The sequence below is a fragment of the Falsiroseomonas stagni DSM 19981 genome, from assembly GCF_900114315.1.
Taxonomy (GTDB): domain Bacteria; phylum Pseudomonadota; class Alphaproteobacteria; order Acetobacterales; family Acetobacteraceae; genus Falsiroseomonas; species Falsiroseomonas stagni.
Window position 1 is genome coordinate 222618 of record NZ_FOSQ01000003.1, and the last position, 21028, is coordinate 243645.

A 21028-nucleotide genomic window follows, 5' to 3' on the forward strand; every position below is an offset into this window, starting at 1 on the left:
CTCCAGCGGAAAGGCTGGGGTCCAAGGCCAATCAGACCCGAGGCGCCCGGCAGATGATGGGGTTTGGACCCTATGCCGCCATGCGCCGCACCCAGGCGCCGTAGAGCCGCGGCCCCACCAGCGCCGCCACCGCCACCAGCAGGATCGCCAGGCTGATCGGCCGCGTCACGAAGACCGACCAGTCGCCCTGGCTGATCGTCATGGCCTGGCGCAGCGCCTGTTCGGCCATCGGCCCCAGGATCATGCCGATGACCACCGGCGCCACCGGGAAGTCGAAGCGGCGCATGAACATCGCGATGATGCCGATGCCGTACAGCAGCACGAGGTCCACGACGGAATTGCTGATGCCGTAGGTGCCGATGGTCGCGAAGACCAGGATGCCGGCATAGAGCTGCGGCTGCGGGATCTTCAGGATCCGCGCCCAGAGCCCGACCAGCGGCAGGTTCAGCACCACCAGCATGACATTGGCGATGAAGAGGCTGGCGATCAGCGTCCAGACCAGTTCGGCCTGCGACGTGAACAGCATCGGCCCCGGCTGGATGCCATAGGATTGGAAGGCGGAGAGCATGATGGCGGCGGTGGCGCTGGTGGGCAGGCCCAGCGTCAGCATCGGCACCAGGATGCCGGCGGCGGCGGCGTTGTTCGCGGCCTCCGGCCCGGCCACGCCCTCGATCGCGCCGGTGGTGCCGAATTCCTTGGCATGCTCCGGCTTCACCAGTTTCCGTTCCATGTAGTAGCTCAGCATGGTCGGCATCTCGGTCCCGCCCGCCGGCATGACGCCGAAGGGAAAGCCGATGCCGGCGCCGCGCACCCAGGGCCAGAAGCTGCGCTTCCAGTCGGATTTCGACATCATGATGCTGCCGACCGGCAGCACCTGCTGCTTGCCCTCCACGTAGCGCCAGGCGAGGTAGAGCGTCTCCCCCACCGCGAAGAGCGCGACGGCGACGAGCACGACGTTCACCCCGTCCAGCAATTCGGGGATGCCGAAGGTGAGGCGCGGCTGGCCGGTCTGGAGGTCGATGCCGACCAGCCCGAGCAGCAGGCCGAAGAACAGGCTGGTGAGGCCGCGCAGCGCGGAGCCACCCAGCACGGCGGAGACGGTGACGAAGCACAGCACCATCAGGCAGAAATACTCGGCCGGGCCGAGCTTGAGGGCGAGTTCGACGACGATGGGGCCGAGGAAGGCGATGCCGATGGTCCCCACCGTGCCGGCGACGAAGCTGCCGATGGCCGCCGTCGCCAGCGCCGGGCCCGCGCGGCCGTTCTTGGCCATCTTCGACCCCTCGAGCGAGGTGATGATGGAGCCTGACTCGCCCGGCGTGTTCAGCAGGATGGAGGTGGTGGAGCCGCCATACATCGCGCCGTAGAAGACGCCACAGAACAGGATGAAGGCGCCCGTCGCCGGCACGCTGAAGGTGATGGGCAGCAGCAGCGCGATGGTCAGCGCCGGCCCGATGCCCGGCAGCACGCCGATCGCGGTGCCGAGGAAGCAGCCGAGCAGCGCCCAGCCGAGATTGGTGAGCGTGAGCGCATGGCCGAAGCCCATGGCCAGGCCGGCGAGCGTATCCATCAGCCGGGATCTCCGAAGACCAGCGCCTCGATCACCCCGGCGCCGATATTGACGCCGAGCGCCTTCACGAACAGGGCATAGGCGCCGAGCGAGACGACGAAGGCGATGGCGACGTTGCGCGCATGGGCGACGCTGCCGAAGGCCGCCGCCGCCAAAGTGAACTGCACCGTCGCGGCGACGGTGAAGCCGAAGGGGACGATGAGGGAGAGGTTCGCCAGCAGCCCCGCCAGCAGCAGGGTCAGGGCGCGCCAGTTGGTCGGCGGTGCTGCCTGCACCTCCTCCAGGTCATGCGACCAGCCGCCGCGCAGCGCGGCGGCGACCAGCCCGATGCCGAGCACCACCAGCGCCGCCGCGATCAGGTAGGGAATGGCCTTGGGCCCGACCTGGGCATAGAGCGGCGTGGTCGGGATGACCGTCGCCTGCCAGGCGGAAAGAAGCCCGAGGGCCAGCACGAAGACCGCCGCCCCCAGGTCCGAACGTTGGGTATCGCGCATCCGGCCTGGGCCTCCGCTGGTGTCAGGTGCCGTGCCGCCGGGGCGGCACGGCAGGAACGCGTCAGCCCGCCAGGCCGATGTCGCGCAGGACCTGTTCGGTGTCCGCCTGGTCGCGGGCCAGGAAGCGCTCGAACTCCGCGCCGGAGAGATAGGCCTCGTCCCAGCCCTGGCGCGCCACGATCTCCTTCCACTGCGGCGTCGCGACCAGCGCGCCGATGTAGTCGGACAGCGCCTGGCGCTGGGTCGCGTTGATGCCGGGGGCGCCGAAGACGCCGCGCCAATTGCCGATGACGATGTCGATCCCGCTTTCCTTCAGCGTCGGCACGCCATCCAGGCTGCGCGTGTCGCCCGTGGTGGCCAAGGCGCGCATGCGGCCGGCCCGGATCTGCTCCGCGAATTCCGACACGCCGGAGATGCCGGCGCGGACCTGCGCGCCGAGGATCGCCGCCTGGGCGGGGCCGCCGCCGGCGAAGGCGACGTAGCTGCCTTCGCGGGCGTTCTTGCCGAGCGACTTCAGCAGCAGGCCGAGGGTGATGTGGTCGATGCCCCCCGCGCTGCCGCCGCCGACGGACACCGCGCCCGGGTTCGCCCGCAGCGCCGCCATGAAGCCCGCGAGGTCGCGCAGATCGCTGCTGGCCGGCACCACGATCACGCCGGGCTCCGTCGTCATGCGCGCGATCGGCGTCACGTCCTTGATGCCGACGGGGGTGCGGTTGGTGATGACGGCGCCCACCATGACGGCGCCCGCCACCATGATGGCGTCGCCGCGGCCGCGCCGCTGGCTGACGAAGCGGGGCAGCCCGACCGTACCGCCGGCGCCGCCGACATTGTCGAACTGGAAGGAACCGACCAGCCCCGCCCCGCGGGAGGCCTGTTCGATCGCGCGGCCAAGCCCGTCCCAGCCGCCGCCGGGCCCGGCGGGGACGAAGACGTAGAGGCTGTTGAAGCGCTGCTGGGCGCTGGCCTCGCGGCCCAGCAGGGTCATGGCGGGCAGGGCGGCGGTGGCGGCGATCAGGCTGCGGCGGCTGGTCATGTTTCCTCCAGGAATGGCGCGTTCCTGTCCACCTTAGAAGCCGATCGTCCGCACCGGAAGGTGCCAGCATGCCGCCGCTTCCCTGCTTGCGCGAGACTTACCGGGATGGAACGCAACCGGACGGTCCGCCGCGCGTCCTGGCTGCATGTCTGCCTGGCCGGGAGGAACCGAACGCCCATGCCCGCATCCCCGCCGGACGGCCCTGCCGGGTCCGCCCACCCCGAATTGCATCGCAGCATCGGGCCGGTCCAGCTCTTCGCCTACACGCTGGGCGGCATGCTGGGGGCGGGCATCTATGGCCTGGTCGGCCGCGCGGCCGGGGAACTCGGCGCCGCCGTCTGGCTCGGCTTCATTGTCGCCATGGTGGCGGCGCTGCTGACGGGGCTGTCCTACGCCTCCCTCGGCAGCCGGCATCCCCGTGCGGGGGGCGCGGCCTATGTCACCCAGCGCGCCTTCGCCCGGCCGCTGCTGACCTGGGTGGTGGGCCTGGCCGTCATGGCGTCGGGCCTCACCTCCGTCGCCACCCAGTCCCGCGTGGTGGCGGAGAACCTGCTGCGGCTGCTGGGGGCGGAGGCGGTGGCCCCGCTGGTCCTGGCGCTGGGCTTCCTGCTGCTGATCGCGGGCGTGGTGCTGCGCGGCATCCAGGAGAGCATGTGGGTGAACATGGTCTGCACGGCGGTGGAGGCGCTGGGCCTGCTGCTGGTGATCGCCGTCGGCGCCCCCTGGTGGGGCAGCGCCGACCTGTTCGAGACGCCATCGCCCGACGGCATCGGCCTGTCCTTCCTGATGACCGGCGCGATCCTGACCTTCTTCGCCTTCATCGGGTTCGAGGACACGCTGAACGTGGCGGAGGAGGCGAAGGACCCGCGCCGGACCCTGCCGATCGGCATCATCGCCGCCATGCTGGCCGCGACCGCCCTCTACATCGCCGTCGCGATCACCGCCGTCTCCGTCGTGCCCTGGCGGGAACTGGCGGCGGCGCCCGGGCCGCTGGCGGAGGTGATGGCCCGCGCCGCGCCCTGGTTCCCCGGCTGGGGCTATGTCGCCATCACCATCTTCGCGGTCTCCAACACCGCCTTGCTGAACTACGTCACGGCATCCCGCCTGCTGCTGGGCATGGCCCGGCAGGGGCTGATGCCGGCGGCCTGCGCGCGCATCCACCCCACCCGCCGCACGCCCCATGTCGCGACCCTCGTCCTGCTGCCGGTGCTGGTGGCGCTGATCCTGGCCGGCGATATCGGGCAGCTCGCCGCCGCCACCGTCCTGCTGCTGCTGGCGGTCTTCACCGTGGTGAACCTGGCGCTGCTGGTGCTGCAGCGGCGGGACGGGGAGGTCGCGGGCGGGTTCGAGGTGCCGTCTTTCGTCCCTGCGCTCGGCGCCCTGGTCTGCGGGTCGCTGCTGGTGAACCGGCTGCTGTCCGGGGATTGGCGGGCACCCGCCCTGGCCGGCGGGATGCTGGCGCTGATCCTGCTGGCCTATGCGATCTGGCGCCCGAAGGCGCGGGAGAGGGAGGGCCTTGCGCCCGGCGAACAGGTGGCCGGTGGTCGTTAACGGGCTGGAAAGAAACGCTTGCTTGCCTCCGGCGTTGCGGATGAGCATTGTCGGCCGGACCAGCGGGAGCCAGCCCCATCATGCGACCCATCCGCGCCCTCCGGGGCGCCTTCGCCCTGATGGCGATCGGCCTTGCCCTGGCGGGCGGCGCGGCGGCCCAGCAGGCCCAACAGCAGCAGGCCCCGATGCGGGAGATCACCCTGCAGAACGAGACCGACCTGGTCCTGCAGAATTTCTACCTCTTCACCCCCAACGCCCAGGATCGCGGGCAGGACCGGCTGGGCCGGGATACGGTGCCGCAGGGCGCCACCTTCCGGCTTCGCCTCGGCCGCATCCAGAACTGCACCTGGGACACGGTCGCGATATTCCAGGACGGGTCGGAGGATATCCGCCGCCGCGTCGACATCTGCCGCACGCAGCGCCTGGTCTATGGCGACCCCGCCCTGCCGACGCTGGAGACGGAGATCGCCAACCGCAGCGACATCGTGCTGCGCGAACTCTACGCCGCCCCCGCCCGGCCGGAACCGCGGGCGCCCGAGGCCTGGGGCCCGGATCGCCTCGGCGCCGGCGTGATCGATGCCAATGCCAGCTTCCGGCTGCGCATGCGCACCCGCGACTGCGCCTTCGACCTGCGCGCCGTCTATGCCGATGACCGGGAGGAGGTGAAGCAGGGCCTCGACCTCTGCGCCAATCGGACCGTGGCCTTCGACCGCAGCGGCATCCCCCGCCCGCCGACGCACTCCGTGGCGCTGGTCAACCGGCACCTCGCCACCGTGCAGGAGGTCTATGTCTCCCCCAGCAGCGACAGCGATTGGGGCCCGGACCGCCTGGGCGCCGCCACCCTGCCGCAGGGGCAGGAGACGGTGGTGCAGGTGGAAGGCGGCTGCGAGGCCGATATCCGCATCGTCTTCCCGAATGGCGGGGCGGAGGAAGCGCGGGAGGTCAATATCTGCGACCAGCCGCGAATCGTCATCGCCCCCGGCTGGGTGGTGCAGCGGATCGAGGAGACGCCCGTCCCCGCCACCACCCCGGTACCGTCGCCGGGCAGCTTCCGCCTGCGCAATGCCGGGCCCCTGCCGGTGGTGGAGGTCTATGCCGCCCCGCCCGGCGCGCCGCGCGGGGCGGATCGCCTCGGCGCCGATGTGCTGCCGGTGGGCGATGCGATGGATCTGCCGGGGCTGGAGGGCGGCGCCTGCGCGGCCGACCTGGTGGTGGTGTTCCGCGATGGGCGGGAAGTGTCGCGGCCCGGCGTCGATCTGTGCCGGGGCGAGGAGATCGAGGTGCGATGATGCCTTCCCTGTCCCTGCGCATGGCCCTTCCCCTGGCTGGCGCCGCCGCGCTGCTGCTGGCGGCCATCCAGCCGATCTCGGCCCAGCTCCTGGCTGTTCCGACCGGCCCGGTGCTGCCGGACGCCCAGCGCGGCGCCTGGTTCGCCGGCGACTGCGCCGATCCCCGCGGCATGCTGGTGGTCACGGCCCGCAGCGTGGCGCGGGTGGATGCGGAAGCCCCCGCCCGCCTGTTCCGCCTGGCGGCGACGCGGGCCGCCGATGGCTGGACCATCGGCACCGCCACCGGGGCGGAGGCGCCGCGCATCATGCTGCGGCCGGCCGGGGAGGGGCTGGAGACCGCCGAGCCCGACCCCAAGACGCGCGATGACCGCCTGCCCGGCACCGCGACGCTGGCCGCCTGGCGCCGCTGCGCCGCGCCGCCACCGGTGCTGGCCGCGCTGCATGGCGAAGGCGCCGCCTTCCTCGCCATCGTCGAGCATCTGGAAGCCGGCTGCGCCTCCGGCACCCCTGGCGTCTGCGCCCAGGCCATCGTCGCCCAGGCCGATGTCAGCGGCGACGGCCTGCTGACCACGGCGGAAATCGCCCGCCTGGCCCGCGGTGCCGCCTGGCTGGGCGCCGTGCAGGAAGGCGGGACGCAGGATGTGATCGCCGCCGCGGTCGGCGCCGGGGCCGTCGCCGGCATCCTGGCCGGGCGCGTGCTGCTGGAAAGCCTGGACTACGATGGCGATGGAAGGCTTTCCGCCGCCGAACTGGCGCAGGACCGCGCCGCCTTCGCCGCCGCCCCCGGCAGCACCGCCGGCCGCCCCTTGCGGGTCGAGGGCCTGACGGAGGGCGCAGGCATGCTGCGTGGCCTCTTCGAAGGCCTGATGAACCTGCGCTGAGCCGCGGCGGATGGCCGTGCCTGAACGCGGCGGAGCCGCGGGGGCTGAGCGCGGAGCAGCCGCCAAGGGCCTTTTGGGCCGCCGGAAGACGTCAGTCCCGATCCCGCCGGCACGGCTGGCGGGAATCGCGGGGCTCTGGGTTGCGGCCGGCCTGCTCGGCCTTGGCTGTTTCCTGCTGTTCAGCGCGGCGGTGCCGAAGATCGGCCTGCCCGCGCACCTCGCCATCGGGACGCTCCCCCTGGCCAGCGCGCTGTGGGCGCAGGCGGTGATCTTCCCGAAGCCGCGCCCCCCCTCGCCCTCGCCGCGCAGCCTGCCCATCACGCCCGGCCCGGTCCGCGCCGTCGCGCTGCCCGATGTGCCGGCGCCCCTGGTGGCCCGGCTGCTGCTGGATGCGGCGCAGCGGCCGGAGACGGAGGCGGAGCGGCGGGAGATCGCGGCGCGCCGGGCCCATGACCCGGTCTTCGCCGCCGCGGCCGACGGGCTGGACGAGACGGCGACGCGCGCCCTGCTGGCCAGCCGCCGCCATGCGGTGCTGGCCGCCGATCTGGGTGCGACCGCGCGCCGCATCGCCGCCGCCCGGGCGGTGCAGGCGCCGCTGCCGCCCGATCCGCGGCGGGACGAGCTGCATGCCGCCCTGGCCGCAACCTCCCCCGCCGCCGCCGCCGCGCTGCTGGAGGTGATGCGCGTGGCGCCGGACCTCGACCCCGCCCGTGTTGCCGCCAACCTGCTGCGGGACGCCCCCGCCACCCCGGACCCCGGGGCCGCGCCGAAGCTTGATGAGACAAGCCTGGCGGAAGCGCTGGAAGCGCTGAGCCGGCTCGGCCCCGTGACCGCTCAGCCGAACCCGGATGGCAGCATCACGCTGCGGCCGCGATACGCCGTCCTGTCGGCGCCGGGTATTCCGGCCTCAGGGGTCCTCCTCGCGCCGCCAGGGTGACAGCAGCAGCCATTCGGGGGGGCCATCCGGGCTGCCGGCGCGCAGATCCGTCGCCAGCAGCCGGGGGGCGATGTCGCTGCCGGGCAGCAGGGGCAGCCCCGCCAGCGTGGTTCCGCCACCCGGCAGCACCGGCACCACCACCGGGGGCGGGTCCGGCGTCACGACCGGGGGCGTGACCGGGTCGGGCTGGTCCGGCGTCACCGGCTGCCCGCCGCAGAGCGTGGCGCCCATGACGCAACTGTTGAAGAGGTAGGTGGAGCCGGCGGAGGCCACCGCCACGGATTGTGCCGCCGTGCCGCCCCCCGCGCCGCCCAGCGTGCCGACGATGAAGGCGGAGCCGCCGCTGCCCAGCAAGCCGAGGCGCCCGGCCTCCAGCACCCCCACCGCGCTGCCGCCATCCAGCAGCAGGAACAGCGGGGAGGATCCGACGACGAGGTCGAAGACGGCGGGGCCGGCCGCGGCGGCGGCGGGGGCGCCGAAGGTGGAAAGCTGCGTCGCCTGGGCCGCGGCGGGCAGGCCCGGCAAATCCGCCGCCACGCCGGCGGGGATGGCCACCAGCCCGCCGGTGCGGCGCGTATCGACGATCATCACCGGCAGCGCTGTGGGATCGCGCGCCAGCAATCGGCTGGTGGTGCCGGAGGCGAGGCCCCCCGGCACCGCCAGCAGCACCGCGCGGTCCGCCGCCAGGCTGGCGCCGTCCAGCGTCAGGGTGCCGCCGGCGCGCAGCACGATGTCGCTGCCCGAGACGCCGCCCGCGATGGCCAGCGCGCCGGTGCTGGCCAGGGTGAAGGCGCCGCCGGCGCTGCCCGCCGCCAGCCGCGTCACCGCATTGCCCGCCCCCTCCAGCGTCACCGCGCCGCTGGCCTGGACGCTGAGGCTGCCGGTGGTGATCCCGGCCCCCGTCGCCGCCTGCGTCACGCTGCCCGCGCGCGCCACCAGCCCGGCGCTGGCGGCGGAAAGCCGCGAATCCAGGGACAAGGCGGTGGCGGACAGCGATGCCACGCCCGTCACCGCCAGCGGATCGGCGACGGACAGCGCGCCTTCCACCGCCAGCGCCAGGCTGCCGGCGCGGCCGGCCACCGCATCCAGCAGGTGCTGGCCGGCGGCATCCAGCCGCACAGCGCCGGTGGTATCCAGTACCAGCATCCCAGCCCGCAGCCCGCCCCCCGCGGCATCCGCCACGCCGCCTTCCGTCCGCAGCGTGGCGCTGGGCGCGACCAGGAGCCCCGTCAGCAGCAGGGGTGAGGCACCTTCCTGCGACAGGGCGAAGTCGCCCGCGGCGGCGCTGTAGCCCAGCGCCGGCACGCGGTTGCCGGCCCCCGTCAGCGCCACATTCCCGCCCAGCGACACCACGCCCAGCAGCGGCGCCACCAGCCCCGCCCCGGTGCCGGACTGGGTGATGTCGCCGCCCGCCTGGAACTCGATCCGCGTGCCGGCGGAGACCGCACCCTCGATCGCCAGGCTGCCGCTGGTCGACAGCCGGAACACCCCGCCCGCCTGCCCGGCGGCGAGGCGCGGGATGGCGTTCGCCCCCTCCGGCAGCAGCACGTCGCCCGTGCCGCCATCCAGCCGCGCCACCCCCGCCGCCAGCGGCGCGCCGGTCAACTGCGTGATGCCCTGGGCCGCGGACAAGGTGGCGGAGGGCAGGGTCAGCGGCAGCGCCAGGGTCAGGTCCGTGGTGGTGGACAGGAACAGCCCCCCCGGCGCGGTGATGGCGCCGAGTTCGCGGATGGCATTGGCCGCGGCCCGCAGATCGACCCGCCCGGCGGCGGTGGCGGTGATCCGTTCCGCATCGATGGCCGCCGCCCCGGCGGCCTGCACGAGGTCTCCGCCGACCGTGATCCGGACCTGCGGCGCGGCGATGCCCGCGGTGGCGTCGGGCGCCGCGCTGCCGGCGGCCGCCACCTCCCACTCGAAGCCGGCCAGGCCGCCGAAGGCGCCGATGCCGTTGGACGCCGTCGCCAGGCGGACATTGCCGAGCGGGCTTTCCGCCAGCAGCCGCGGCGCGGTGATGCCGCCGCTGGCGGTCTGGGTGACGTCCCCCGATTCCGCGCGCAGCACCACCAGGGCGGCGGCCAGCGGTGCCTCCACCGCCAGGTCCTGCGCGGTCAGCCGCAGCGTGCCGCCCGCATCCACCGCGCCCGCCACGCGCAGCGGATCGCGGTTCACCAGCGTGAAGTCGGTGGCGGCGCCGGAGGAACCCAGCGCCGCGATCGCATTGTCCCCCGCATCCAGCCGCACCTGGCCGCCGATGGCGGTGACGCGCAGCAGCGGCGTCTCGATGCGGCCGCCCTGGGTCGTGATGTCCCCGCCCGCTGTCAGCGTGACGCTGGTGCCGGATACCGTTCCCGCGACCGACAGCGCGCCGCCGGTTGCCAGCACGAAGGCGCCGCCCGCCGCGGCATCGCCCAGCGCCGCCACCTGGTTCAGCGGGTCATCGAAGGTGATGGCGCCGCCGGTCGCGTTCAGGCGCAGCCGCGTCGCGGTGATGGTGGCGCCGAGGTCCTGCGCGATCTCCCCGGCGGCACGGATCTCGACATCCGTCGCGGTGACGGGGGCGGCGAGCAGCACGGCGCCGCCGGCATCGACGATGAAGCTGTCGCGCGCCCGGCCATAGAGCAGGGGGATGCTGTTCAGCGTACCGTCGAACAGCACGGAGCCCGCTTCCGCCACGGCCTGGAGTTCATCGGCGATGAGGCGCGATGCGGCGGGGTCCTGCGTCAGGTCGCCGGTCAGCGTCGTGAAGGACAGCCGCCCGCCATTGATGGTGCCGGCGATGTTCAGCGCGCCTTCATTCACCAGGGACAGGCCGAGCGGCACGGTGGCGTCGCCCAGCGTCGTCACCTGGTTGCCCGCGCCCGTCAGCGCCACCGCGCCATTCGGGGCCTGGAGGCGCAGCAGCCCGGTCGTGATGCCGGCGCCCGCCGCATCCTGAGTCACGCCGCCATCGGCGTTGAGGTCGAGGCTGGTGGTCGCCGTCAGGGGTGCCTGCAGCGCCAGGGCCCGGTTCGTCGCCAGGGCGAGTTCCGGCGCCACGATGGCGCCATCGACGGACAGCGCGGTGGTGGTGGCGATGCCGAAGCGCGTGGCGGCGGCGCCGCCGGCAAGCGCGCGGATGGCATTGCCCGCGGCTTCCAGCCGCACCTGGCCGCCGCTGCTCCGGGCTTCCAGCGTGCCGACATTGAGAAGGGCGGTGACGCCGGCCTGGGTGATGTCCCCGGCGCTGCGCAGCACCAGGTCGCCCGCCACGGTCACGGGGCGCAGGATGGTGATGCCCTGGCCGGTGGTCGCTGTCGCGTTCGTCGTCTCCAGCGTCAGCGGGCCGCTCGGCTTGTTGATCGCGGCCTCCACCGTGATGGCGGCCTCCGCCTGCAGGGTCAGGGCGCCGGCGGTGGCGTTGATGGCGGCGGCGGTGATCTCCGCCGGTTCGGTCGTGCCGGACAGCGTCGTCACCACGCGCAGCGTGACGGGATCGACCAGCACCCGGTCCGCCGCCATGGCGCCGTCGAGGGCCAGCGCGTTGCGGGAGGAGACCTCGATCTCGCCGCCCGTGGCGGAGAGGCTGCCCCGCATCTCCGTGCGGTCCTGCCCATGCACCAGGATGCTGCCGCCGCCATCGGCGGAGACCCGCGCGCCCGGTTCCACCACGGTGCGGCTGGCCAGGCGCCGGGGCGCACCGGGCCTGCTTTCCGCCCCCGCACCGATCGCGACCCGCCCGCCATCCGCCGACACCCGCGCGCCCGCGGCGACGCGGACGGTGCCGGATGCCGTCGCCTCCACCACCCCGCGCGGCGCGGTGACGTCGCCCGTGATGGTGACGCCCCCGCCCTGGGCGCGCAGCGCGACCTGGGACGCGGTGGTGGTGCCGCCGGCCTGGACAAGCGTCTCGATCACGCCCGATGCGGCGGAGGCACTCAGCAGCACGCTGCCGCCGGCTGCCTCGATGGTGCCGGATTGCGTGACCAGCGCGGTGGCGCCGCCGGGCGCGGCCTGGACCTGCCGTGTGACATCCAGCGCCAGCAGCCCGTCGCCGGCCAGGTCCAGCGCGAAGGCCTCCCCCCCCGCCAAAGCGACGCGGCCGAGCCGCGCCCGGATGGTCCCCGAATTGGCGACGGAGGGCGCGACGAGGGCCGCCAGCCCGCGATCCGCGACGGTGACGGTGCCCCGGTTCTCCACCCGCGTGCCCGGGCGCGGCTGGCCATCGAACACCATGCGCCCGGCCATGAAGTTCTGGTTGGTGATGTCCGACGTCGTCGCGATCAGCGCCGCCACATCCACCTGCGCCCCCTGCGAGAAGACGACCCCCGCCGGGTTCACCAGCGCGACCCCGCCATTGGAGGTGACGCGTCCCGCAATGGCGGAAGGATCGCCCCCCGTCACGCGCTGGAGGGAGAAGGAGGAGGCCGAGGGCTGGCGGATATCCACCTGGTGCTGCGCGCCGACATCGAAGCGCTGCCATTCGATCACGGCGCGATCGGTCGCCTGGTTCACCTGGGTGCGGGCGGCGGTCTGGCTGATGCTGGCCTGCCCCGCCACCACTTGCCCGCCGGAGGGCCGCGCATCCAGCGCCTGCGCCCAGCCCGGCAGGGGGGCCAGCGTCAGCGCGATGGCAAAGCGGAACAGGGGCGGATGCCGGGCCATGGCCCAGCATAGCCTTGGGCAAGCCTCAACCGGAAGGTGATTGTTGCGTTAACGCATGCATCCGGTGGATGCAATCCTTAACCGCACCCGGGCTTGGCGCCGCGCCACCGCCATGCCGTTATGCCGCCCGGAAGACCAGGAAGCCCCACCATGCCCAGCCCCAGCAACAGCGTGCGCATCGCCCTCCTCCCCGGTGACGGAATCGGGCGGGAAGTCACGGAAGCCGCCACCTTCGTGATGGAGAAGCTGGCCCGCCGCCACGCCATCGGCATCGCGACGGACAGCCTGGAAGCCGGCGCCTTCGCCTACCAGGCCACCGGCACCGCGCTCTCCGACGAGACCTTCGACCGCGCGAAATCCGCCGACGCCATCCTGCTCGGCGCCATGGGCTGGCCGGGCATCCGCTACGACGACGGGACGGAAATCGCGCCCCAGCTCGACCTCCGCTTCCGCCTCGGCCTCTACGCCGGCGTGCGGCCGATCCGCGCCATCCCCGGCGTGCCGCTGCCGCTATCCGACCCGCGCGCCGCGAAGATCGACCTGGTGATCCTGCGGGAGAGCACGGAAGGCCTCTTCTACGCCCGTGGCCGCGGCACGGTGACGGATGACGCGGAAGCGCGCGACACCATGCTCATCACCCGCGCCACCACCGAACGCCTCTCCCGCTTCGCCTTCCGGCTCGCCGAGCGCCGCGCGGCGCGGATGGGCCGCAGCCAGCGCGTGACGCTGGTGGACAAGGCCAATGTCTTCACCTCGATGGCCTTCATGCGGAAGGTCTTTCTGGAGATCGCCGCGGAATTCCCGGGCGTGCCGGCGGACGCCCACTACGTCGATGCCATGGCCCTCGATCTCATCCGGAAGCCCTGGGACTTCGACGTGCTGCCGACGGAGAACATGTTCGGCGACATCCTCTCCGACCTCGGCGCCGGCCTGGTCGGCGGCATGGGCTACGCACCCTCCGCCGATATCGGCGACACCCACGCGGTCTTCCAGCCCAGCCACGGCACCGGGCCCGACATCGCCGGCAAGGGGATCGCCAACCCGACGGCGGCCATCCTCTCGGCCGCGCTGATGCTGGACTGGCTGGCCATGCGCGGCGCGGGGCAGGGCTTCGCCGATGCGGCGACGGAACTGGAAAGCGCCGTGGACGCGGCCTTCGCGAAGGGGCTGCGCAGCGCGGAATTCGGCGGCGTGGGGACGAAGGGTGTCGCGGAAGCGATCGCCGAGCAGATCAAGTAAGGGCGAGGCTCCGCCCAAATCTGAAGAAAGGGGGGCGCTCCGCCGGGGGGCGTGGCGCCCCCCGGACCCCGCCAGCATTTGCGCCAACGGCAAGCGCGCGACAAACTCAAAGCAATCAAGCGGGAGCGACGCCAAGACCATGGACGTGTTCGAGGCCCTGGCCACGCGGCGCAGCATCCGCGGCTTCCGGCCGGACCCCATCCCGCGCGCCATACTGGAAAAAATCCTGGGCGCCGCCTCCCGGGCACCATCGGGATCGAACATCCAACCCTGGCGCGTGCGCGTGACCACGGGGGCGGAGAAGGCAGCGCTCTCGCTGGCGCTGCGCGCGGCGCATGACGCTGGCGCCAAGGTGGAGCGCGACTACCACTACTACCCGCGCATCTGGCGCGAACCCTACCTGGCGCGCCGCCGCGCCTGCGGCCTCGGCCTCTACAAGCTGGCCGGCGTCGCCCGCGGCGACAGCGCGGCAGCCCATGAACAGCGCGCCCGCAACTTCGACTTCTTCGGCGCGCCCGTCGGCCTCTTCTTCTCCATCGACCGCGACATGGAACAGGGCTCCTGGCTCGACACCGGGATGTTTCTTCAGTCCATCATGCTGGCCGCCCGCGCCGAGGGCCTCGACACCTGCGCCCAGGCGGCCTTCTGCGACCATCACGACGTGGTGCGCGCCCATCTCGGCATCCCGGACGACCAGGCGCTGGTCTGCGGCATGTCGATCGGCATCGCGGACCACGACGTGCCGGCGAACGCCCTGGTGACGGATCGGGAGCCGCTGGAGAATTTCGTGACCTTCGGGCCGGAGGCGTGACCCACCTCGACAGCCGGCAGAGCTGGATCCGACTCTCCGCCATCATGGCGCTGTCGACGCTGGGCGGCGCGGGCATGTGGTCGGTCGTGGTGGCGCTGCCCTTCGTGCAGGCGGAATTCGGCGCGACGAGGGCCGATGCGTCGCTGCCCTACACCCTCACCATGGTGGGCTTCGCCGCGGGCGGTATCCTGATGGGGCGGCTGTCCGACCGCTTCGGCGCGATGATCCCGGTGATGGGCGCGTCCTGCGTCATGGGCATCGGCTACATCCTGGCGGGCGTGGCGCCGAGCCTGATGTGGTTCGCGCTGATCCAGGGCGTGCTGATCGGCGCGCTCGGCTCCTCGGCCAGCTTCGGGCCGCTGATGGCCGATGCCTCGATGTGGTTCCTGCGGCGGCGCGGCATCGCGGTGGCGCTGGCGGCGTCGGGCAACTACCTGGCCGGCGTGGTGTGGCCGCCGCTGCTGACGGTGCTGATCGGCAATTGGGGCTGGCGCGTCGCGCACATCGTCGTCGGCTGCATCGTGCTGGTGACCATGCCGCTGATCGCCCTGATGCTGCGCGCCCGCCCGCCGGTGGCGAAGGTCGTGCCCCCGGTCGCGGGCGCACCGCCGCCGCGCGCGGAACGGCCGCTCGGGATGTCGAAGAATACGCTGACGGGGGTACTGGGCTTCGCCGGCATCGGCTGCTGCATCGCCATGGCCATGCCGCAGGTCCATATCGTCGCCTATTGCGGGGACCTCGGCTACGGCGTGGCGCGGGGGACGGAGATGCTCTCCCTCATGCTCGCCTTCGGCATCGTCTCCCGCATCGCCTCCGGCTTCATCGCGGACCGCATCGGGGGCTTGCGGACGCTGCTGCTGGGATCGCTGCTGCAGGGCGCGGCGCTGGTCATGTATCTCGGCTTCGACAGCCTGTTCTCGCTCTATGTGATCTCCGCCCTCTTCGGCCTGTTCCAGGGCGGCATCGTGCCGTCCTACGCCATCATCGTGCGGGAGTATTTCCCGGCGCGCGAAGCGGGCACGCGGCTCGGCATCGTGCTGATGGCGACGCTGGCGGGCATGGCGATCGGCGGCTGGGTCTCCGGCTTCATCTTCGACCTGACCGGCAGCTACGCCGCCGCCTTCCTCAACGGCGTCGCCTGGAACCTGGTCAACGTCATCATCGTCACGACGCTGCTGATCCGCGCGCAGGGGATGCGGGGGCGGGCCGCGATGGCGTGACGCGCTACGCCGTCCTTCGCCCGCGCAGCGCATCCAGGCTCCACGGCCCCGCGCCGGCGACGCTGAGATACAGGAACACGAAGCAGTAGAGGATCGCCGCATCGCCGCCGTTCAGCGCGGGGAAGACGTGGCGCGGCGCATGGCCGATGACATAGGCTGCGGCCATCTCCCCGGATGCGATGAAGGCAGCCGGCCTGGTCAGCAGCCCCAGCGTGATCAGCGAGCCCAGCCCGAGTTCCAGCACCCCCGCCACCCAGGACAGCGTCAGCGCATCCGGCAGGGGCGCGCCGCCCGCCATCGGCGGGAAGCCCAGGATCTTCTGCGTACCATGCGCGAGGAACAGCAGCCCCGTCATGATGCGCAGCACGGACAGCATCCGGGGCGCCCAGGCGATGAGGGTAGGGTGGTTCGCGACATCAGGCATGCAGGGGCGTTTCCAGGCCGGCGGGCGGAATGCCCGGGTCCGGTGCTGCAACGCGGCAGAGCGCCAGCGGCTGCGCCGGCCTACGGCGCCGTGACCAGCACGCGGCTGAACAGCAGCTCCCCCGCCGCATCCAGCCCGCCTTCCACCCACCCCTGCCGCCGGTAGAATTCGGCCGCGCGGGTGCCGGGTTCGGTATCCAGCGTCGCGGTCCTGTGCCCCGCTTCCGCCAGGCTCGCGCAGGCGCGGGCGATCAGCGCGCTTCCGATGCCGCGGCCTTCGAAGGGCGGATCGACGAACAGCGCCCAGATCGACCCGTTGCGCGGATCCCCGGCCGAGAAGCCGCGGATCGCGCCCGCTTCCTCCCACACCCAGACCGGCGCGTTCTCCACGAACCAGACGACATCCGCCGGGGAGACGCGCGCGGGGTTGAAGCTGTTCTCCCGCACGCCGAGGCGGATGCGCATCAGGTCCGGGATGTCGGCCAGCCCAGCGGTGCGGATCACGGGCCTTCAGGCCCGCGGCAGCGCGACGCCCACCAGCGCATCCCGCGTGACGAGGGAGGCGAGCCGCCCCGCGTCCCAACCCTCGGTCCCCGCGGGGCGTTGCGGCAGCACCATCCAGCGGAAATCGGCGGTGCTGTCCACGACCTTCACGGCGACGCCATCGGGCAGCGTCGTGCCCCATTCCGCCAGCACGGCGCGGGGTTCGCGCACCGCGCGCGCGCGATAGGCGGCCGATTTGTACCAATGCGGGGGATAGCCCAGCACGGCCCGCGGGTAGCAGGAGCAGAGCGTGCAGACGACGAGGTGATGGACCTTGTCCGTATCCTCCAGCACGCCGAGCGGCGGCGCGCCGGCCATGGAGACGCCCATCGCCTCCGCCGCCTGGCCGCCGTCGCGCAGCAGCAGCGCGCGGTACTCGGCATCGGTCCAGGCGCGGGCGACCATGCGTGCGCCGATCTCGGGGCTGGCGCGGTCGGTGCTGGCGATCTGGGTGGCGATCTGGTCTTCCGTCAGCACGCCCTTGGCGACCAGGGCGGCGACGAAGCGGTCGAGCAGCGCGACGCTCTCCGCCGATGGTGCATGCGCCATCAGGCCGTGCCCTCCAGCCAATGCTCGTAGAGTTCGACCAGCACCGTGTCCCCCGCCGCGCCCTCGTTCCAGAGCGAGGGCTGGTCGAAGCGCACATGGTAGAGCGGCACCTTCGCCGCCGGCCGCGCGAAGGCCAGATCCTCGGGGTTCGGATAGGCGCCGAGGGGGCGTTCCACCACGCCTTCCCGCCCGCGCAGATAATGCGGGGTGCGGATGTGGCAGGGGCCGCGGAGTTCGGGAAAGTCGCGCTTCACGCGCACGCGCTGTCCCGCCTGGAACGAACCGCTCATCGCAACTTCTCCGCCTGCACCACGCCCTTCTCGACCATCAGCGCCGAGATGCCGCGCAGCCAGCGCTCATAGTAGCCGAGCGCGTGGTATTCGGGCTCCGGGATCGCCTCGATGCAGCGGCGCATCTCATCCACCGTCATCAGCCCGCTGCGGCCGAGGATCTGGCGCAGCGCATCGACGCGCTTGCCGAATTCATCCGGCGGCGCCTCGTCATCCGGCTCGACGGCCGTGCAGCGGAAGCGCGGGGCGCCGCCGAGGTCGTGGGTCGCTGGAGGGGGTGCTTCGTCCGTCATGGGCGCATCGTAAGCCGATTTCGGCTGGCGCTACCACCACCCCCGCAAGGCGGCGCCGAGGTGCCAGCGATCATCCCGCCAGGGCGTCGCGGCGGGCGCGACGTGGGCCCAGCCCTCCGCCGCCAGCGCGGCGGCCAGCCCGGCATCCCGCGTGACGGCGACCCAGACGGAAGGCTGGCCGCCCGGCGCGGCGGCGAGGGAGAGCACCTGCGCCCCCGCCTCCCGCCCCGCCGCGGCGATCAGCGGCGGCAGGTCGAAATGCGTGTTGCTGGCATGGAAGGCCGCGGCCCCGCCGGGTGCCAGGCGGTCGAGGAACAGCGCCACGCCCTCCGCCGTCGCCATATGGACGGGGACGGAGGCGCCGGAATAGGCATCCAGCACCACGAGGTCGATCGACCCCGGCGCGGCATCCCGCAGCCCGACGCGGCCATCGGCGATGACCACCGGCGGGTCGCCGCAATCCCGCAGGAAGGTGAACCAGCGCCGCGCGGCGTCCACCACGGCGGGCGAGATCTCGATGTAGGACAGGCGGAGGCGATCCGACCCGTAGCAGGCCATGGCCCCGGCACCCAACCCGACCAGCACCGCCTGCATCGGCGTGTCGCGCCGTGCCGACATGACCGCGATCAGCCGCCCGCCCCCGGCTTCCCGGTGGTAGTAGCCCGTGGGTTCCAGCGCCCGGGCGGGGTCCTGCCACTGATAGCCATGCAAGGTGCGGCCATGGGCCAGCACCAGGCGGTCCCCCTGGTCCTGCACCTGCACGGCGCCGTAGAAATCCCGCCCCCAGCGGATGGACCCGCCCATCCCCTCCAGCAGCGGCGCCAGCGCCAGCAGGGCCGCGGCGCTGCCCCAGATCAGCTTCGGCACCAGGTCCCGCCCGATGGCCGGCAACAGGCAGAGCGCCGCCAGGGCCAGCGGATATTCCAGCGGCCGGTCGAACAGCATGGGGGCCAGCAGCGCATTGACCGTGCCCCCCAGCGCGCCGCCGAGCGACAGGCACAGGTAGAAGCGCGTCAGCCCCGCGGCCTCCGGCCGCGCCAGCGCCAGCCGGGCATGGGCCAGCGTGCCTGCCGCCAGCAGCCCGCCGACATGGATCAGCACGCCCGCCGAGGGGAAGGCGCTGCCGAAGGCGGGCGCGACGACCTCCAGCAGCATGGCCGGCAGGAACAGCGTGACGCCGGCCAGCCCCCAGCGCGCGGCCGCGGCCGGCCGCCAGAAGGCCAGGATCCAGCTGAGGAGATAGGCCGCCAGCGGCAGCACCCAGAGCAGCGGCAGCGGCGCGATCGTCACCGTCACGCGCTCCGTCGCGCCCAGCAGCAGGCTGGCGGGCAGGGCGGCCAGCGCCACCCAGGGCAGGGCCTGCCGCCACCCCGCGCCGCCGCCGGCCTGCCGCGCCACCGGCGGTGCGGGGTGGCGCAGCACCGGCCAGGCGCAGGCCAGCAGCCCCAGCGCGCAGGCGGCGAAGCCCAGCGTCCAGAACCGCCCCTGCGCGCTGAGCGCCAGGTAGGGCTCCAGCAGCAGCGGATAGGCCGCCAGCCCCGCCAGGCTGCCGGCATTGGAGACGGCATAGAGCCACCAGGGCGCATCGCCCGCGACGCGCGCGTACCAGGCCTGCAGCGCCGCCGCATTGGCGCCCAGCACCAGCACCGCGGGGCCATAGGCGACGGCCAGCGTCGCCAGCACGTCGATGGCCGGGCCCATGCCCGTGGCGCGCGGCGGCGGCACCGGCGCCAGCAGCGGCAGGGCCAGCAGCGCCAGCCCCAGATGCACCGCCGCCGCGCCGCGGGGGCCGAGGCGCGTCGAGGTCAGGTGGAACAGCGCGCTGCCCGCCAGCAATCCCAGCTGGAAGAACAGCATCACCGCCGTCCACACCGCGGCACCCCCGCCGAAGGGCGGCAGCAGCGCCTTGCCCAGCATGGGCTGCACGGCGAAGAGCAGCGCGGCGGAGGTCGCGACGGTCGCGGCGAACAGCAGCGCGGTCAGGCGGTGCTGCGTGGAGGGAGGCGGGGAGGCGGAAGGCGAAGGGCGGGCCGCGAAGACCGCGTCCTTCACTTCACCTCTTCCTCCGCGCCGATGCCCCAGAGTTCGGCCCGGCGCAGGAAGCCGCGATGGCCGGCGATCTGCACCTCGCACCAGCTGTTGCTGGCCTCGCATTCCCGGATGCGGCCGATGACGCCGGGGCGGAGCCGCGCGACCGCCGGGCTGCCCTCCTCCGCCCGGCGCCGCAGCGTCACCTCCTGCGCCGTGGCGGCGCCGCGGATCAGCACGGTGCGGCGGCCCGCCAGGGTCGAGGAATGGACCCAACCCTCCGCCCCCTCCGCATCCCGGATGCGGCGCCAGAGCTGGAATTCACCGACGATCTGCACCGGCAGGTCGCGGCGCTGGAAGGTCCATTCGATCGGATAGCTGGTGGACGGCCCGACCCGCATGTTGACCTCGTCCGACCGCAGCGCGGCGAAGCGGGGCAGGGGAAGGCCGGTGACGGAGCCGGTGGAGGGAATGGGCGGCGGCGGGGGCTGGGCCGGTTCCGGCGTGCGGTTGGCGGCGGCAGCCGCGCCGGCGGCGGCGGCCCCGGCCGCGGCCCCGGCGGCGACGGCGGCGGCGGGGCGTCGGTTGGGCTGCTGCTGCTGCTGCTGCGGGTTGCGGGCGGCGGCTGCCGGCGCCTGGCCGGGCCGCTGCGCCTGCGTGCCGGTCGTCCCCGGCGGCCTGGGCGGCGTGGCGCCGGGCTGGGGCGGGCGGGCTGGCGCCGCCTGGCCCTGGGGCGGCCGGGCGGGCGTCGGCTGGCCCTGGGGCGGCCGGGGCGGCGTCGCCTGGCTCTGCTGGGGCGGGCGGGGTGGCTGCGCCGGTGGGCGGGCGGCGGGCTGGCTGGGCGCGGGGGTGGCGGCGGCGGTTGGCGGCGCGGCGGGCGGCGTGGCCTGCACGGGCCGCGGCGGCGCCAGCGTGCCCTGGCCCGGCGCGATGCTGGATTGCGGCAGCGCGACACCCCCCGAGAGGGCGACCAGCAGCACCGACAGGACAGCGGGACGGGCGAAGCGCATGCCCGATCCCTTCCGCATTCCATGGCGCCGGGTCAAGCGCCTAAGTGCGGTTCCTGCGATGACGTGGGAGGATCGGCCAAGGGCGAATGGCCGGGGTGGAATGGCCGGGGTGGAATGGCCGTGGTGGAATGGCCGGGGTGGAATGGCTGGGGGGGCGGGCGGCGGCGCGGGTGGGACCTGGTGCCGCGCCGCCGCCTGCCTGGACCGCCGATGGGGGGATGCGGCG

General features: G+C 73.5%; 18 protein-coding genes. 7 read left to right on the top strand and 11 right to left on the bottom strand.

The genetic code is table 11. The features are described from left to right. Positions 1–70: 70 nt before the first annotated feature. The 3 genes from BM041_RS11290 to BM041_RS11300 form a co-directional block, all read right to left on the bottom strand. Positions 71–1570: a tripartite tricarboxylate transporter permease gene (locus tag BM041_RS11290; RefSeq protein ID WP_092959414.1), complete on the bottom strand. Its 1500-nt coding sequence runs from the start codon at positions 1568–1570 to the stop codon at positions 71–73. Next, complete coding sequence (locus tag BM041_RS11295) at positions 1570–2064, bottom strand: tripartite tricarboxylate transporter TctB family protein (RefSeq protein ID WP_092959416.1); 495 nt, start codon at positions 2062–2064, stop codon at positions 1570–1572. Before BM041_RS11295 ends, BM041_RS11290 begins: the two co-directional genes overlap by 1 nt. A 61-nt stretch (positions 2065–2125) precedes the next feature. Continuing rightward, a complete protein-coding gene (locus tag BM041_RS11300) occupies positions 2126–3097 on the bottom strand; it encodes a Bug family tripartite tricarboxylate transporter substrate binding protein (protein ID WP_092959418.1) in 972 nt (323 codons plus the stop codon). A gap of 177 nt (positions 3098–3274) precedes the next feature. Here BM041_RS11300 and BM041_RS11305 point away from each other — a divergent pair, with 177 nt between their 5' ends. The 4 genes from BM041_RS11305 (at position 3275) to BM041_RS11320 (ending at position 7755) form a co-directional block, all read left to right on the top strand. After that, entirely contained in the window at positions 3275–4648 is a 1374-nt protein-coding gene (locus BM041_RS11305) for an APC family permease (RefSeq protein WP_092959838.1), read from the top strand. An 80-nt stretch (positions 4649–4728) separates the two neighbouring features. Next, positions 4729–5937, top strand: a complete 1209-nt coding sequence (locus BM041_RS11310) for a hypothetical protein (RefSeq protein WP_092959420.1) — start codon at positions 4729–4731, stop codon at positions 5935–5937. After that, positions 5934–6818, top strand: coding sequence for a hypothetical protein (locus BM041_RS11315; protein ID WP_092959422.1), 885 nt, complete (start codon positions 5934–5936; stop codon positions 6816–6818). Before BM041_RS11310 ends, BM041_RS11315 begins: the two co-directional genes overlap by 4 nt. 73 nt (positions 6819–6891) lie before the next feature. Beyond that, positions 6892–7755, top strand: a complete 864-nt coding sequence (locus tag BM041_RS11320; RefSeq protein WP_092959424.1) for a hypothetical protein — start codon at positions 6892–6894, stop codon at positions 7753–7755. On the opposite strand, the gene BM041_RS11325 is transcribed toward BM041_RS11320, so the two are convergent. Then, positions 7726–12396, bottom strand: coding sequence for a two-partner secretion domain-containing protein (locus BM041_RS11325; protein WP_092959426.1), 4671 nt, complete (start codon positions 12394–12396; stop codon positions 7726–7728). The genes BM041_RS11320 and BM041_RS11325 overlap by 30 nt on opposite strands. A 150-nt stretch (positions 12397–12546) precedes the next feature. Here BM041_RS11325 and BM041_RS11330 point away from each other — a divergent pair, with 150 nt between their 5' ends. The 3 genes from BM041_RS11330 (at position 12547) to BM041_RS11340 (ending at position 15666) form a co-directional block, all read left to right on the top strand. Then, positions 12547–13635 carry an isocitrate/isopropylmalate dehydrogenase family protein gene (locus tag BM041_RS11330; protein ID WP_092959428.1) on the top strand — a complete coding sequence of 363 codons (1089 nt, stop codon included), beginning with the start codon at positions 12547–12549 and terminating at the stop codon, positions 13633–13635. A 139-nt stretch (positions 13636–13774) separates the two neighbouring features. Continuing rightward, a complete protein-coding gene (locus BM041_RS11335) occupies positions 13775–14446 on the top strand; it encodes a nitroreductase (protein WP_092959430.1) in 672 nt (223 codons plus the stop codon). Then, the gene (locus BM041_RS11340; RefSeq protein WP_245762036.1) at positions 14443–15666 is read left to right on the top strand and encodes an MFS transporter; all 1224 of its coding nucleotides are present in this window, start codon (positions 14443–14445) and stop codon (positions 15664–15666) included. Before BM041_RS11335 ends, BM041_RS11340 begins: the two co-directional genes overlap by 4 nt. Positions 15667–15670: 4 nt before the next feature. On the opposite strand, the gene BM041_RS11345 is transcribed toward BM041_RS11340, so the two are convergent. The 7 genes from BM041_RS11345 to BM041_RS11375 form a co-directional block, all read right to left on the bottom strand. Then, the gene (locus BM041_RS11345; protein WP_092959432.1) at positions 15671–16090 is read right to left on the bottom strand and encodes a DoxX family protein; all 420 of its coding nucleotides are present in this window, start codon (positions 16088–16090) and stop codon (positions 15671–15673) included. Positions 16091–16170: 80 nt separating this feature from the next. Continuing rightward, positions 16171–16593 carry a GNAT family N-acetyltransferase gene (locus BM041_RS11350; RefSeq protein WP_217648689.1) on the bottom strand — a complete coding sequence of 141 codons (423 nt, stop codon included), beginning with the start codon at positions 16591–16593 and terminating at the stop codon, positions 16171–16173. Positions 16594–16599: 6 nt separating this feature from the next. Then, on the bottom strand, positions 16600–17181 hold the full coding sequence (locus tag BM041_RS11355; protein ID WP_092959434.1) for a nitrile hydratase subunit alpha: 582 nt from the start codon (positions 17179–17181) through the stop codon (positions 16600–16602). Continuing rightward, positions 17181–17471 carry an SH3-like domain-containing protein gene (locus tag BM041_RS32035; protein WP_092959436.1) on the bottom strand — a complete coding sequence of 97 codons (291 nt, stop codon included), beginning with the start codon at positions 17469–17471 and terminating at the stop codon, positions 17181–17183. Before BM041_RS32035 ends, BM041_RS11355 begins: the two co-directional genes overlap by 1 nt. Further along, the gene (locus tag BM041_RS32040; protein WP_092959438.1) at positions 17468–17764 is read right to left on the bottom strand and encodes an SH3-like domain-containing protein; all 297 of its coding nucleotides are present in this window, start codon (positions 17762–17764) and stop codon (positions 17468–17470) included. Before BM041_RS32040 ends, BM041_RS32035 begins: the two co-directional genes overlap by 4 nt. A 30-nt stretch (positions 17765–17794) precedes the next feature. Beyond that, on the bottom strand, positions 17795–19816 hold the full coding sequence (locus BM041_RS11370; RefSeq protein WP_092959440.1) for a spermidine synthase: 2022 nt from the start codon (positions 19814–19816) through the stop codon (positions 17795–17797). Next, on the bottom strand, positions 19813–20802 hold the full coding sequence (locus tag BM041_RS11375) for an SH3 domain-containing protein (RefSeq protein WP_092959442.1): 990 nt from the start codon (positions 20800–20802) through the stop codon (positions 19813–19815). Before BM041_RS11375 ends, BM041_RS11370 begins: the two co-directional genes overlap by 4 nt. Positions 20803–21028 lie beyond the last annotated feature (226 nt).

Coding starts and splice junctions, on each gene's coding strand:
- BM041_RS11330 (WP_092959428.1), top strand. CDS start 12,547: ATGCCCAGCCCCAGCAACAGCGTGCGCATCGCCCTCCTCCCCGGTGAC.
- BM041_RS11305 (WP_092959838.1), top strand. CDS start 3,275: ATGCCCGCATCCCCGCCGGACGGCCCTGCCGGGTCCGCCCACCCCGAA.
- BM041_RS11335 (WP_092959430.1), top strand. CDS start 13,775: ATGGACGTGTTCGAGGCCCTGGCCACGCGGCGCAGCATCCGCGGCTTC.
- BM041_RS32040 (WP_092959438.1), bottom strand. CDS start 17,764: ATGACGGACGAAGCACCCCCTCCAGCGACCCACGACCTCGGCGGCGCC.
- BM041_RS11315 (WP_092959422.1), top strand. CDS start 5,934: ATGATGCCTTCCCTGTCCCTGCGCATGGCCCTTCCCCTGGCTGGCGCC.
- BM041_RS11375 (WP_092959442.1), bottom strand. CDS start 20,802: ATGCGCTTCGCCCGTCCCGCTGTCCTGTCGGTGCTGCTGGTCGCCCTC.
- BM041_RS11300 (WP_092959418.1), bottom strand. CDS start 3,097: ATGACCAGCCGCCGCAGCCTGATCGCCGCCACCGCCGCCCTGCCCGCC.
- BM041_RS11290 (WP_092959414.1), bottom strand. CDS start 1,570: ATGGATACGCTCGCCGGCCTGGCCATGGGCTTCGGCCATGCGCTCACG.
- BM041_RS11355 (WP_092959434.1), bottom strand. CDS start 17,181: ATGGCGCATGCACCATCGGCGGAGAGCGTCGCGCTGCTCGACCGCTTC.
- BM041_RS11345 (WP_092959432.1), bottom strand. CDS start 16,090: ATGCCTGATGTCGCGAACCACCCTACCCTCATCGCCTGGGCGCCCCGG.
- BM041_RS32035 (WP_092959436.1), bottom strand. CDS start 17,471: ATGAGCGGTTCGTTCCAGGCGGGACAGCGCGTGCGCGTGAAGCGCGAC.
- BM041_RS11325 (WP_092959426.1), bottom strand. CDS start 12,396: ATGGCCCGGCATCCGCCCCTGTTCCGCTTTGCCATCGCGCTGACGCTG.
- BM041_RS11310 (WP_092959420.1), top strand. CDS start 4,729: ATGCGACCCATCCGCGCCCTCCGGGGCGCCTTCGCCCTGATGGCGATC.
- BM041_RS11295 (WP_092959416.1), bottom strand. CDS start 2,064: ATGCGCGATACCCAACGTTCGGACCTGGGGGCGGCGGTCTTCGTGCTG.